Origin of the sequence: Bacteroides sp. M10 (assembly GCF_014334015.1) — a bacterium.
GTDB lineage: Bacteria > Bacteroidota > Bacteroidia > Bacteroidales > Bacteroidaceae > Bacteroides > Bacteroides intestinigallinarum.
The window spans coordinates 651,973-667,143 of sequence record NZ_CP060488.1; the positions used below are offsets into that span (position 1 = coordinate 651,973).

Here is a 15,171-nt window from a genome sequence, read left to right on the forward strand (position 1 = left end):
AGATATGAAAAAGATATATATAAATTGGAGTACATTAATACTGTTATTACTTACAATAACATCTTGTAATGATTATTTCGACCAGGTGCCCGAGAAAGACATGCTCTCTCTGGAGAAGATATTCGAAACCCGCGAAGGGGCTTTGAAATACTTAGCCTCTGTGTACACTTATCTACCGGATGAGTTTCGTCAGCGAAACTCTGCCAACGGTGTTAATACTCAAGGTACTTCCGGTGCATGGGTAGCAGGATGTGACGAAGCTGAATTTGCATGGGATTTCTGCGAAACACAACAAATAAACAATGCTTCCTATACTCCTGAATCCGGTTTCGTTTATGATTATTGGTATAAGTACTACAAAGGAATACGTTCAGCCACCTTATTTATAGAGAACCTTTACCGGTGTCCCAATTTGTCACCGGGAGACTATGACCAGTGGACGGCCGAAGCCAAAGCGTTAAGAGCGATTTATTATTATTATCTCTTCCGGTTATATGGGCCTGTTCCTATCCTGGAGGAAGTAATCTCGGAAAATGCTTCTGCAGAAAGCCTGCAAATCTCACGTAACAGTGTGGAAGAAGTAGTCAATTACATTATTATTCAACTGCAGGAAGCCAAAAGAGAAGGATTGATAGACAATATCAAACTCTCAAAAACGTTAAGTTCAAAATATAATGGTCTGGGACATATTGACAGAGCCATTGCGCAAACATTCATCCTTCAAACCAGAATGTTGGCAGCCAGTGATCTCTTCAACGGAAGTAACTCATACTATGCGGGATTAACCAACAAAGATGGAAAAAAACTATTCCCCGCTTACAGTGAAGAACAAAAGAAGCAGTTATGGGCAGATGCGGCCAATGATGCGAAAGAATTTATAGACCGTTATGTCGGTAATGGTTATGATCTCTGCCGTATCAAGACAAACGGTGTATTAGATCCTTATTTGTCTTATCGCGAAGCTGTAAGAGGTTACATTTCAGAAATGCTGAATGTTTCATCCGGTTCGGCTGCCGAAATGATCTTTTTCAGAGAAAGAGTGAAAGCGTCAGATATTCATTACGAAAGAACTCCGAAACATTTCGGACTACCCAGTAGTGTCAGTGCCTCCAGTAGTATGGCTGCTACCCAGGAAATGGTGGATTCTTACTTCATGGCCAACGGATTGAAACCGATTAACGGATATGAATCGGATAATAAAACTCCTGTTATCAACACGGCTTCAGGCTACGAAGATAATGGTTTCTCGTCTTCCGATTATCTGGACCCTATAACCAAACGCATATTTGCTCCCAAAGGAGCACTAAAAGCATGGGTAGGACGTGAACCGAGATTCTATGCCGATATCACATTTGACGGACAGAAGTGGTTGAATGAAAGTGACGGAGTGGTTTATACAAGTCTGCAATATAGTGGTAATTCCGGTCGTGGGGTAGGTAACTCTAACGACTACTCGAAGACGGGATATATAGTACGCAAATCAGCTCCGCTGGCTGAATGGGATGTAAGCGATCGCATTTGTATTTTAATCCGTTTAGCCCAGATTTATCTGGATTACGCTGAAGCATTGAATGAAAGTGATCCTGGTAATCCGGACATTCTCGTTTATCTGAACCTGATTCGCGAACGTGCCGGAATCCCTCAATATGGAAATGGTAATGGAAAAATTCCCGTTCCGGCAGATATGCGTCAAGCCATCAGAGATGAACGCCGTGTAGAACTTTCATTCGAAACTCAACGCTATTTTGACGTGAGAAGATGGTGTATTGCCGAAGAAACAGAAAGTAAAGCGATTCATGGAATGAATATCAATAAAGACGGTAACGACTTCTTTGTACGTACGAAAGTAGAAGACCGCATCTTCGAAAAGAAGCATTATCTTTTCCCGCTTCCGCAGAAAGACTTGAACATAAACAGAAATCTGGTACAAAACACCGGATGGGATTAATTAATAAAATGAAAAACAGAACGTATATGGAAAAACGATATAATACAAACTGGTACATGACTCTGATGTTCATGTTATCAATGGTAGTATCCTTATCTTTCTCGGCATGTTCGGACGATGACAAAAACAGTTCGGAGCAAGATATGATAAATACTTATGTTACTAAGTTTCAAGAGCAGATTAGTGAAATGACAGCATTAAGAGACGATTCTCCTTATGGTCTCCAACAGGGAATGTATCCCGAAGAAAGTAAAGATATTCTCAATAGCGCCATTGAGAAACTGGAACAAGTCATAGAGAACCTGTCAAACGGAAGTTATGTGGAGCCTGCCAAAAGTAAGTTTGAGCAACTACTGGCAGAAACCAAACGGGCTATCTCCAATTTCAAAGAAAGCATCCGCACTACCGACTATGTGGATCCTAACGAAGATTACGAACTTTATGTGAATGGTCATCAAGGCGGATATATTGATTTTGGAGTCAGTCCTAATTTCTCCCGTTTTGGCTCGGAAGGACAACAGACTTTCACCATCGAACTTTGGATGAAAGTAAAATCTCAAGAAGGTTTTGGTTCCGTCATTTCTACCTTTGTGGAGAAAGGAGATGACAACGATCCGAACCATTATCGCAAAGGCTGGTGCGTAAATCTGTTCGACCAAAAATCATTACGTATGAGTTATGCTTCCGATAACTGGAACTTGATGGAACCAGGATTCGAATTCAACACGCTCAACGAATGGGTACATTTTGCAGCCGTAATGAATGAGAAAGGTTTCAACGGAGAAACGAACGGCAGCGGTAGCCCGATCATCTGCAAAATCTACCTGAACGGTGAACTCAAGACAACACGGGCAAAATCAGATATGGCAGGAAATTATACCTCCAATACTCTCGAAAATACAGCAATGGTAGCATTCGGTCAAATGGATCCGGTCAGTGGTATTAAGGGAGATCGTAAAGTAGAAGGATATATTAAGCACTTCCACATTTGGAAATCTGCCAAATCTGAATCGGATATTAAGAAACTGGCTCAATATCAGTTGTTGGTAACCGGAGACGAATCTGATCTGGTGTGCGGATGGCCTTTCAACAGACTCCCTGATGATTTCAACAATGTCGAAGATTTGACAGGAAGGTATTTCGCTTCTTTGAAAGGAAATTTTCAATGGGTAAATCTAAAATAAATGGATGACAGTGGTTTGCTCTGGTAGTAAAATACCGGGCAAACCTACCTTAAACAAAAAATTATGGTATTGAAAAGTAGTTTTATTCTGTTTTGTATATTCTCTTTCGGTGGTATAAGTTGTATTGCACAACATTCCAAAGAGCAAACGATGTTTCAGACATCGCAGCCGTGGCGTCCGACACTGGATAACAGAGGAGATGTCGCCATCATATATGGAATCAATGGAAATCCGACCGACAAAACGCGGGCCGTACCTTTTACACAACGTGTACACTCCTGGCGCGATCGCGGATATACCACTCATTTCATGACAGGGATCGCCTGGGGAGAATATCAGGACTATTTTACCGGAAAATGGGACGGAGTACCTCACATGGACGAAGGACAAGTGAGGCAAGAAGGAGATACTATCTGGCACGGACATCAAGTGCCCTACATTGTTCCTACAGAGAATTATCTGGCCTATATAAAAGAAGCACATGTAAAGAAGGCCATTGATGCAGGCATTGATGCCATCTATATGGAAGAGCCCGAATTCTGGGCACGTGGTGGATACAGCGAGGCTTTCAAACGGGAATGGAAGAAATATTATGGTTTTGATTGGCAGCCTCAACATGAATCGCCGAATAATACCTATTTGTCGAATAAGTTGAAATACCAGTTGTATTATCATGCTTTGAAGGAGGTATTCACTTACGCTAAAGAATATGGTAGAAGTAAAGGGATGAATGTACGTTGCTATGTGCCTACTCATTCGCTTCTCAATTATTCTCAATGGATGATTGTAAGTCCGGAGGCCAGCCTCGCATCTTTGGATTGTGTGGACGGATACATCGCACAGGTATGGACAGGTACTTCACGGGAACCTAATTTCTACAGCGGTATTCAAAAAGAACGGGTGTTCGAAACTGCCTTCGTCGAATATGGTTCCATGGAATCAATGACAGCACCTACAGGACGTAAGATGACTTTCCTGACTGATCCGATCGAAGACCAGCCACGGGATTGGAGTGACTATAAAAAGAATTACGAGGCTACCTTTACAGCACAACTGCTTTATCCCCGTATCTCTAACTATGAGATCATGCCTTGGCCGGAACGAATCTACGAGGGTTGGTATCGGGCAAGCGCCAATAGCGACGAACGTATCCGAATTCCGCGCCATTATTCCACCCAGATGCAGATTATGATTAATGCACTGAACCATATGCCTGTATCTGATAATCAAGTCAGCGGCAACAAAGGAATCGGCGCATTGATGAGCAACTCATTAATGTTCCAGCGTTTTCCGGAACATGCCGGGTATAGCGATCCATATCTATCCAACTTTTTAGGACAAGTTCTTCCTTTTCTGAAACGTGGAGTACCGGTATCTACCGTACATATAGAAAATGTGGAATATCCCGAAACCTGGAAAGAACTGAAGATTCTTCTTATGTCCTATTCGAACATGAAACCGATGTCACCGGACGCCCATAAATTTATTTCTCAATGGGTACATCAAGGAGGCATACTTGTGTACAGTGGCCGGGATAATGATCCATTTCAGTCTGTTCAGGAATGGTGGAATACAGGAAACCAATCTTATCAAAATCCTTCCGCTCATCTCTTTGAAATGATGGAGATGACAGCTTTTCCACAAACAGGAGAATACAAGTATGGAAAAGGAACTGTATTTATTCTCCGGAACGACCCGAAAGAATATGTATTATCTGCCGGAGGTGATGAAGAGTTGGTAAAAACAGTATCCACCCTCTACCAGAAGAAAACGAAAGAATCTCTTTGTTTTAAAAATTCTTTCGTGCTTGAACGAGGAATGTATAAGATTATTGCAGTACTGGATGAAAGCGTGACTAATGAACCGTATATCGCAAAAGGGAAATACATCGACCTTTTTGATCCCCAATTACCTGTATTGGAAATAAAAGAAGTTTCCCCCGGTACACAGGCTTTACTGATTGACATGGATCGAGTGGATAAAAAGAAGAAAAGCCAGGTTCTAGCATCTTCCTGCAGGATATACGATGAAAAAAGTACTGCGCACACTTATTCATTCACAGGAAAAGCTCCTGTGAATACATCCGGAATGATGCGTATCCTATTACCCGCACGCCCAAAGAGTTGCACAGTCACGAATAATGACAACAGACTTCAGTCGACTGCGGAATGGAAATGGGATGCAAGCAGTAAAACTTGTCTGCTTTCTTGCGAGAATCATCCTGACGGAATTGCAGTCAGCATCGAATGGTAGTAACAGAAAGATAAATAATGAGAACAATGAGGTATATTATCAGCGTAATCGTCGCTTCCTTCTTACTAGTGAGTTGTAGTAATGAAAGATTAGCCAATCCGTCGCAATATGTCAATCCGTTTATCGGAGCGAGCACAAGTACCGGATTAGCCGGAACTTATCATGGAATGGGTAAAACCTTTCCGGGAGCAACAACTCCCTACGGCATGGTTCAGGTAAGTCCTCAAACCATCACTGGTGGAGATAATTCTTCCGGATACAGCTATGAACATAAAACGATAGAGGGATTCGCCTTTACACAAATGAGTGGTGTAGGCTGGTATGGCGATTTGGGGAATTTCTTGACTATGCCTACTACCGGTAAGCTTCAGTTGATCGCAGGACGTGAAGACGGTTCCATCCAAGGATACCGCTCGTTGTATGACAAAAGTTCGGAAGAAGCTTCCGCCGGTTATTATTGTGCTACACTGACCGATTATAACATCAAGGCGGAAGCAACAGCCGCCTCACATAGTGGTATTCTCCGGTTTACCTATCCTGCCAACTCTCAATCCCGTATCCAGATTGATCTGGCACGACGGGTTGGAGGCACTTCCACTACCCAATACATTCAGGTTAAAGATAAACACGCCATTCGTGGCTGGATGAAGTGTACTCCTGAAGGAGGCGGTTGGGGAAATGGTGATGGGAAAGCGGATTATACAGTCTATTTTTACGCTGTATTCAGCAAACCACTGAATCACTACGGTTTCTGGAATGCAGAGATTCCGGATGACTGGAACCGTAAGAAAGATGATGTAATAAGTGATTCCTATCTGCAGCAAGTAAGCCAGGCGCCAATTATTAAAGACGTTAATGAAATAGAAGGTAAACATATCGGCTTTTTCACAGAGTTTGCAACAGAAGAAAATGAAGAAGTAACCATGAAAGTCGGTATTTCATTTGTCGACATGGTAGGGGCAGAAAACAACTACAAGCAGGAAATCGCAGCGAAAGACTTCGATGAAATCCGGCAGGAAGCGGTTGAGAACTGGAACAATGAGCTGTCTCGCATGGAAGCAAGGGGAGGCAGTGAGGAGGGAAAAACAGTCTTCTATACGGCTTTATATCATACAATGATTGATCCCCGTATTGTTACCGACGTGGATGGAAGATATGTTGGAGGAGACGGGAAAGTGTATGAAAAGGAAGGATTTACCAAACGCTCTATCTTCAGCGGTTGGGACGTATTCCGCAGCCAGTTTCCACTCCAGACTCTGATTAACCCGAAGATGGTGAACGATGAAATAAACTCATTAATTTCATTAGCCGAACAAAGTGGGTACGAATATTACGAACGCTGGGAATTTCTGAATTCCTACAGTGGTTGCATGATTGGTAATCCTGCTTTATCAGTACTGACTGACGCCTATCTAAAAGGGATACGGGGATATGACGTAAATAAGGCCTATAAGTATGCTCGAAATACCGCCAACAAATTTGGTAACGGAGAACGGGGGTACATAGTATTAAATGTTTCCGAAACGCTGGAATATGCTTATTTTGACTGGTGTTTGTCACAACTGGCAACTGCTTTAGGACATAAGGAAGACGCCTCTCACTATATGCTCCGCGGGCAAAACTATCGTAACACTTTCGATCCGGAAGTCGGATGGTTCCGTCCTCGCCATGCAGACGGTGTTTATGACTTATGGCCTGAAAATGCACGCACAATAGAAAGTTACGGATGTGTAGAGTCCAACTTGTATCAACAGGGATGGTTTGTCCCCCATGATATTCCGGGTATGATTGAATTGATGGGAGGAAAAGAGAAAACTTTGAACGATTTATCTTCTTTTTTCGAAAAGGCTCCCGAGAGTCTGCTTTGGAATCAATATTACAATCATGCAAATGAACCTGTGCACCTTGTTCCTTTCTTGTTCAATCATTTAGATGCTCCATGGTTGACACAGAAATGGACACGCCATATTTGTGACAAGGCTTACAGGAATGCAGTGGAAGGTATAGTCGGTAACGAAGATGTGGGACAAATGTCCGCTTGGTATGTGCTGGCTGCATCAGGGATACATCCCTCCTGCCCCGGAAGTACGCGTTATGAAATAACCAGTCCCGTATTCAACGAGATCCGTATTCATCTGGACCCGGATTATTTCAAAGGTAAGAAGTTTGTCATTCGAACTTTGAACAATTCAAAAACAAACCGGTATATCCAGAAAGCCCGTCTCAATAATCGAGAGTACAACAAATGTTATCTTGATTTTAAAGACATTGTCGCAGGTGGTATACTTGAACTGACTATGGGAGCTGCTCCTAATCCAAACTGGGGCATCGAAAAAGAATAAAACAATAAGAATATTAATATCTTAAATAAAAGCACTATGAACCTGAAAATGAATATACTTGCAGTAATATGTTTCTTTGGAATAACAATTACCGGTTGTAATGATTCCGATGTAAAGTATGGCTATAATAATGATTATGAGATTGAAGATAACGGGAATGGTTCTTCGGAAGGCACCATATCGTATGAAACGTTGTTTGATCCTATTCACGATGCAGGGCAATACACTTTTCCGGAAATGAAAAGAAAACCGGCACGTTATTGGTCATGCATTGATGCACTGGTAGGCTCTAACCGTAATGCTCCGGACTTGGATAGCAAGGGAGTACAGTATCATTTGCTTTGTCAGTCTATTGCCGGTTTGGTGAACAGAGCGGTAGACGAAGGGAAAAGTGATATAGGTATCTGGTTAAGAGATGAAGAACACAGGGATTCTTATGCGGTGGCATTGAACGGAGTTCAGGCAATGGATGTCACAGAGCAGGGATTACAAACCGGTACTGAATTAGCTGTCAACACTTACCCGGATGAGGACGGATTCAAAAGAAATGTACGACATCTATTCGAAGGATATGTATTGACGGATGTACGGAATAATCCGGAAAGCAGTATTGTAGCTTCAGTTGCCGCTCATGTACACAATTCTATCATAGTAGATGTACGCGACGAACAGACGTTTAAAAATGCAGGTTATGAGATGAAGTATGATGCCCGTAACAAAACAACCCGCAATGCTTGGGAAGAATTCAAGGATAAATGCAACAACGAAGGATTGGTATTGATGCCGGTCAATACGGGTGAACTACGTGATTTTGCCATCCAACACGGATATTTTGTCATTAACTTAAATAGCAGTTATGCCGTACCTGACGGAGCAAACAAAGAACTACTGAAAGAGGTACTTGCCTGGCTTGCTCCCGGTGCTCCCGTTTATGGTTGGGAACAGGTTATTCCTGAAGTGGATTTTGTAGGGCCAGCATCACTGACCGGACATATCTGGATACCTAATGACTGGAGCTATAATCTTGCATTTACCTCACTGGACTATAAGAATCGTCAGTCGGCCAATCTTGCCAAAGTAGTCAATCCCAAGAATATAGACTATTCCTTGCATAAAAATTTCTATTCATTTTATCTAAGTGACGGAGATAATGTACAATGGATGATGAACCACTTTGTGGATGAGTATTATATGGATCCAAACGCAGAATCCACGTATATGGGATTCGGTATTCCGGTCATCAACATAGCCATGCAGTCGCCGGACCAGTTTAAGGAGATTATGAATATGCAGAAATCAAACTATACATTGATTGAAGCATTAGGAGGTGGATATATGTATATCGACACATTCGGGAAAGATGCGCCGGAAGGCCGTTCAGAGAGCTTGAAAAAGGCTGCTGCGAAAGTTGCTGCCAGCATGCGTCAACACCGAATTAAAGTATTGGGGTTACATGCGAGAGATTACACCAATGAAGAAGCTTGCAAAGAAGCCTACCAGGCATTTATCGATGCCAACGATCAACTGGAAGGTATTCTGGTTATCAGTCTGACGGGTTACGCAGATGGTGGAGGAAAAACATATTGGCTGACAAATAAAGACGGACTCCACATACCTGTTATCACCGCCCATTATGCTTTATGGAACCATGAGGGTAACAATATGCGCAACGAAGGTTCTCCGGCGTATCTTGCCAGACTAATGAAAGAGAGTGCCCAGACGAACGGACAGACATTCTCTGTCATTTCACTTCATGCATGGAGTAACTTCAATGATATGGGACAAAACCCAAGCGAAACTTCGGAAATGAACCCGCAGAACACAGGTAACCTGAAGGGAGCGAGTGCAGCCAAACTGGTAGAACGTCATCTGGGCGATGATTTTAAAGTGGTGTCTGTACAAGAGCTAATCTGGCGCATCCGGATGCAGTATTATCCGGAAGAGACCCAACAATATATTAATACTTTAAAATAAAATCATTGAAAATAAAGAGTGAACTGATGAAACGAATCGTTGTTATCCTTCTCGGCTCCTTGTATGGAATGGTAGGAATAGGAGCGCAGGAAGCCATGACACCTACCGACTTGCAATGCGAACATCTAGTAAATCCACTAGGAATAGATGCTACCCATCCACGTTTTTCCTGGAAACTCCAAAGTTCCCGGCAAGGAGTGACACAACATTCATACCGCATCATCGTAGGGACTGATTCTCTCGCTGTCGCTCAAGGTAAAGGAAATAGTTGGGATAGCGGAATAGTCGAATCAGATTGCACGCTATCCCACTATCAAGGAAACAAGCTCCTCCCCTTTACACGTTATTTCTGGAAAGTACAGGTAGAAGAGCAACCAGATACCCTTCAAACAAGTTCGAAAATACAGGCTTTCGAAACCGGTATGATGAAAGTCGACAACTGGCAAGGAGCTTGGATCACCGACCGACAATCGAAAGAACATCACCCTGCACCTTATTTTCGTAAAGTTTTTCATTCGGGCAAACCTGTTAAGGTTGCCCGTGCCTATATAGCAGTAGGTGGTTTGTATGAACTCTTTCTTAATGGAGAAAAGGTTGGAAATCATAGGCTGGATCCTATGTTCACCCGATATGACCGGAGAATATTATATGTAACGTATGATGTAACATCTCATATCCGGAAAGGGAAAAACGCAATCGGCGTTATTTTGGGAAATGGTTGGTACAATCACCAAGCATTGGGAGTATGGGGCTTCGCCGATGCTCCCTGGAGAAATCGTCCCACTTTCTGTTTAGATTTACGTCTCACTTACGATGACAATACTACGGAAGTCGTCTCTACCGGATTGGATTGGAGGACATCAGGGGGAAGCATCATCCGCAATAACATCTATACCGGTGAAAACCAAGATGCTAATAAGGCTCAACCAGGATGGAACTCCGCAAATTTTGATGATTCGCAGTGGAACAATGTCAATCTTTGTTCTGCTCCGTCACAGAATATAGTGGCTCAACAGTTATATCCTATCCGGAATGTAGAAACAATCCCGGCACAATACATGAATAAATTGAATGATTCACTCTATGTATTCGATTTGGGAAGAAATATAGCAGGAGTTACACAACTGAAAATTGAAGGAAAAGCAGGAACGATTGTCCGGCTGATACATGCCGAACGGCTCTCACCAAACGGCAGAGTAGATTTGGGGCGTATCAGCAATTTCCATCGTCCGACGGATGAAGAGGATTTATTTCAAACCGATACTTATATCCTTTCCGGAAAAGGGAAAGACACCTTTATGCCTAAATTCAATTATAAAGGATTCAGGTATGTGGAAGTGTCATGTAGTGAGCCGACGGAATTAAAGAAAGAATGCCTGACCGGTTATTTCATGCATAATGATGTACCGGAAGTAGGAAATGTAACTACCTCCGATCCAATCATTAATAAAATATGGAAGGCTACAAATGTATCTTATCTTTCTAATTTATTCGGATATCCTACCGATTGCCCACAAAGGGAAAAGAACGGTTGGACAGGAGACGGACATCTGGGAATAGAAGCAGGATTGTATAACTATGACGCACTGACTATCTATGAAAAGTGGCTTGCAGATCATCGGGATGAACAACAACCCAACGGGGTTCTCCCTGATATTATTCCGACATCGGGATGGGGATATGGAACAGAGAACGGACTTGACTGGACAAGTACAATCGCACTTATTCCCTGGAATGTCTATTTATTCTATGGAGACAGTAAACTACTGGAAGACTGTTACGAAAACATCAAAAGGTATGTAGATTATGTAGATCGTAATAGTCCGCAATATTTAAGTGATTGGGGACGCGGAGACTGGGTGCCTGTCAAAACACTATCATCCAAAGAACTAACTTCTTCCGTTTATTATTATGTAGATACCAACATATTGGCACATGCGGCCAAGCTATTCGGGAAACAGGATGACTACGAAAAATACACTGCTTTAGCTGAAAATATCAAAGAAGCGATTAACAAGAAATACCTGAACCGGGATACTGGCATATATGCCGGAGGCAGTCAGACAGAATTAAGTGTTCCACTTATGTGGGGAGTGGTTCCGGAAGATATGAAAGCCAAAGTAGCCGCAAATCTTGCGAACAAAGTACAGAAAGACGGATGTCATGTAGATGTAGGAGTATTAGGCTGCAAAGCATTGTTGAATGCTTTAAGTGAAAATGGTTATGCCGATCTGGCTTTTCAGGTGGCTGCTCAAAAAGACTATCCTTCCTGGGGATGGTGGATTAGCAACGGAGCAACGGCACTGGTAGAGAACTGGGATTACCAAGGCGCAGGTGAATTTTCAGATAATCACATGATGTTCGGAGAGATTGGAGCATGGTTCTATAAAGCTTTAGGAGGAATCAAACCGGACTCCAAACACCCTGGATTCAGACATATTCTTCTTGCCCCCCATTTTGTAAAAGGGCTAAATTACGCCAACATCAGTTATCAATCGCCAAGTGGTCTGATTGTTTCCAATTGGAAACGTAAAGGGAAAAAGATAATTTATGAAGTGACAATTCCTGCTAACTGTACAGCAACATTCACAATGCCTGCTAATATAAAAGACAGTCGTACGGTTGCTTTGGAATCAGGCACACATGTCTTTGAATTACAAACTACTGCAAAATGAATCAAGAGAATAATAAAGGCATGTTGATTCATGCCTTTATTATCTTATTTCCTCCCTACAGGGCGGACGCATAGTCAATGGCAATATCAAGCCGGTCTTTAAACATGCGACTTTTATAGGCAAAGTCATTGTATGAGGTTCTGTTTTCAATCGAATTTTCGTCTCTCTGAAATTTTAAGCCTTGAGCACATACATGGTTCGACAAAAAAAGGACACTAATACAAATAATAACAGTAAGGTATATTTGTCTATTTCACATAGATAGTTGAATAACATAGTAAAAAAACACTTTTGCGATAGTTTCTTTAGCGGGGTTAATAAAAAAAGCGCCTATTAGCCATCGCATTAACCACGATTTTAACCACGACCTTAACCACGAAGCTATACTTTTGTCATGTCTCAACCCGTTGGAACATTCAACGTTGGCAACACATGAAAACGCTGTGATTACTTCGCAAGCTATAAACTCAAAAAGAAAATTATGAAGAAATGTTGGTTATTATTTTTAGTGCTTAGCTGCACGCTTCTTGCCCAGTCCAAAGACTGGACACAATACGTTAATCCGTTAATGGGAACACAATCATCTTTTGAATTATCAACAGGTAACACCTACCCTGCCATTGCCCGCCCTTGGGGAATGAATTTCTGGACGCCACAGACCGGAAAAATGGGAGACGGATGGCAATATGTCTATACAGCCAATAAAATCCGTGGATTCAAACAAACTCATCAGCCCAGCCCATGGATAAACGATTACGGACAGTTCTCCATTATGCCGATGGTGGGTAAACCTGAATTCGACGAAGAAAAGCGGGCTAGCTGGTTCGGACACAAAGGAGAAGAAGCAACTCCTTATTACTACAAGGTGTATCTGGCCGAATACGATATTGTCACGGAGATGTCTCCGACCGAACGTGCTGTTCTCTTCCGGTTCACTTTCCCGGAAAACGAACATTCGTATATTGCAGTCGATGCATTTGACAAAGGTTCTTTTATTCAGATTATCCCAGAAGAAAACAAAATTATTGGTTATAGTACACGAAATAGCGGAGGAGTTCCCGAAAACTTCAAGAACTATTTCATTATTCAATTCGATAAGCCTTTCACCTATAAAGCCACTGTGAATAATGGAAGTATTCAAGAAAATGCAACCGAACAGACTACTGACCATGCAGGAGCCATTATAGGCTTTAAAACTCAACGTGGAGAACAAGTACACGCACGCATCGCTTCTTCCTTTATCAGCTTCGAACAGGCTACAAGGAATATGAAAGAATTAGGAAATGACAATCTGGAGCAGATAAAACAAAAGGGACAGAAAGCATGGAACCAGGTACTGGGAAAAATCGAAGTGGAAGGAAGAAACCTCGATCAATACCGCACTTTCTACTCCTGCTTATACCGTTCGTTACTTTTCCCCCGAAAATTCTACGAACTGGACGAAGCCGGAAAACCTGTTCATTACAGCCCTTATAACGGGCAAGTTCTACCGGGATATATGTTTACCGACACCGGATTTTGGGATACCTTCCGGTGTCTTTTCCCATTACTGAATCTGATGTATCCGTCGATGAATAAAGAAATGCAGGAAGGGCTCATCAATACCTACAAAGAAAGCGGATTCTTCCCCGAATGGGCCAGCCCCGGACACAGAGACTGCATGATAGGAAATAATTCGGCTTCCGTACTGGCAGATGCTTATTTAAAAGGTATTAAAGTAGAAGATGTGAAAACCTTGTACGAAGGGTTAATACACGGAACAAAGAGCGTACATCCCACCGTATCTTCCACAGGAAGACGCGGATACGAATATTATAATAAGCTGGGCTATGTCCCTTATGACGTAAAAATCAATGAAAACACTGCCAGAACTTTGGAGTATGCCTACAACGACTGGTGTATCTATCAATTAGCCAAAGAATTAAAGCGACCGGAAAAAGAAATACAGCTCTTTGCCAAACGGGCAATGAACTATAAGAATGTATTCGATAAAGACTCCAAGCTCATGCGAGGAAAAAATGAAGATGGAACATTCCAATCTCCATTTTCACCATTGAAATGGGGAGATGCATTTACCGAAGGAAACAGCTGGCACTACTCATGGTCTGTATTCCACGATCCACAAGGATTAATTGACTTAATGGGAGGAAAAGATATGTTTATCACTATGCTGGACTCTGTATTCTCCGTACCTCCTGTCTTTGATGAAAGTTATTACGGGCAGGTTATTCATGAGATTCGTGAAATGACAATCATGAATATGGGGAATTACGCGCATGGCAACCAACCAATCCAACACATGATCTACCTATACAACTATGCCGGCCAACCCTGGAAAGCGCAGTATTGGCTACGCCAGGTCATGGATAAAATGTACACACCGGGACCTGACGGATATTGTGGAGATGAAGATAACGGGCAGACTTCGGCATGGTATGTTTTCTCCGCATTAGGTTTTTACCCCGTATGTCCGGGAACCGACGAATATGTCGTTGGAGCTCCTCTTTTTAAAAAAGCAACCTTACATCTTGAAAACGGTAACAGCCTCATCATCCAGGCAACCGACAACAACAAGAAGAATATGTATATTCAAACAATGAATCTGAACGGCACAGAATATAAAAAGAACTATCTACGCCATGAAGACTTATTAAAAGGAGGAAACATCAACTTCCAAATGGGAAGTCAGCCCAATTTAAACAGAGGAACAGAAGAGGAAAGTTTTCCTTACTCCTTCTCTAAAGTCCTAAAAAAGATTCGTTAAATTCATAAAAAACAAGGGACTGTTTAATTAA

At 42.2% G+C, this 15,171-nt stretch carries 7 protein-coding genes; all 7 read left to right on the forward strand.

Going from position 1 to position 15,171, the window contains the following annotated elements:
* Positions 1-4 precede the first annotated feature (4 nt).
* Positions 5-1,948: a RagB/SusD family nutrient uptake outer membrane protein gene (locus H8796_RS02590; RefSeq protein ID WP_117937128.1), complete on the forward strand. Its 1,944-nt coding sequence runs from the start codon at positions 5-7 to the stop codon at positions 1,946-1,948.
* A 26-nt stretch (positions 1,949-1,974) separates the two neighbouring features.
* Positions 1,975-3,132, forward strand: a complete 1,158-nt coding sequence (locus H8796_RS02595; protein ID WP_158570826.1) for a DUF4972 domain-containing protein — start codon at positions 1,975-1,977, stop codon at positions 3,130-3,132.
* Between the two features lie 63 nt (positions 3,133-3,195).
* A complete protein-coding gene (locus H8796_RS02600; protein ID WP_117937124.1) occupies positions 3,196-5,385 on the forward strand; it encodes a hypothetical protein in 2,190 nt (729 codons plus the stop codon).
* Positions 5,386-5,411: 26 nt separating this feature from the next.
* Positions 5,412-7,727: a GH92 family glycosyl hydrolase gene (locus H8796_RS02605; RefSeq protein ID WP_117937122.1), complete on the forward strand. Its 2,316-nt coding sequence runs from the start codon at positions 5,412-5,414 to the stop codon at positions 7,725-7,727.
* A gap of 36 nt (positions 7,728-7,763) precedes the next feature.
* Positions 7,764-9,701, forward strand: coding sequence for a GxGYxYP domain-containing protein (locus tag H8796_RS02610; protein ID WP_117937120.1), 1,938 nt, complete (start codon positions 7,764-7,766; stop codon positions 9,699-9,701).
* A gap of 26 nt (positions 9,702-9,727) precedes the next feature.
* A complete protein-coding gene (locus H8796_RS02615) occupies positions 9,728-12,376 on the forward strand; it encodes an alpha-L-rhamnosidase (protein ID WP_117937119.1) in 2,649 nt (882 codons plus the stop codon).
* A gap of 481 nt (positions 12,377-12,857) precedes the next feature.
* The gene (locus H8796_RS02620; protein WP_117937117.1) at positions 12,858-15,140 is read left to right on the forward strand and encodes a GH92 family glycosyl hydrolase; all 2,283 of its coding nucleotides are present in this window, start codon (positions 12,858-12,860) and stop codon (positions 15,138-15,140) included.
* Positions 15,141-15,171 lie beyond the last annotated feature (31 nt).

What these genes read in the sequence shown, in the direction of transcription:
- H8796_RS02610 (WP_117937120.1), top strand. Translation starts at nt 7,764, where the DNA reads ATGAACCTGAAAATGAATATACTTGCAGTAATATGTTTCTTTGGAATA.
- H8796_RS02615 (WP_117937119.1), top strand. Translation starts at nt 9,728, where the DNA reads ATGAAACGAATCGTTGTTATCCTTCTCGGCTCCTTGTATGGAATGGTA.
- H8796_RS02605 (WP_117937122.1), top strand. Translation starts at nt 5,412, where the DNA reads ATGAGGTATATTATCAGCGTAATCGTCGCTTCCTTCTTACTAGTGAGT.
- H8796_RS02620 (WP_117937117.1), top strand. Translation starts at nt 12,858, where the DNA reads ATGAAGAAATGTTGGTTATTATTTTTAGTGCTTAGCTGCACGCTTCTT.
- H8796_RS02595 (WP_158570826.1), top strand. Translation starts at nt 1,975, where the DNA reads ATGGAAAAACGATATAATACAAACTGGTACATGACTCTGATGTTCATG.
- H8796_RS02600 (WP_117937124.1), top strand. Translation starts at nt 3,196, where the DNA reads ATGGTATTGAAAAGTAGTTTTATTCTGTTTTGTATATTCTCTTTCGGT.
- H8796_RS02590 (WP_117937128.1), top strand. Translation starts at nt 5, where the DNA reads ATGAAAAAGATATATATAAATTGGAGTACATTAATACTGTTATTACTT.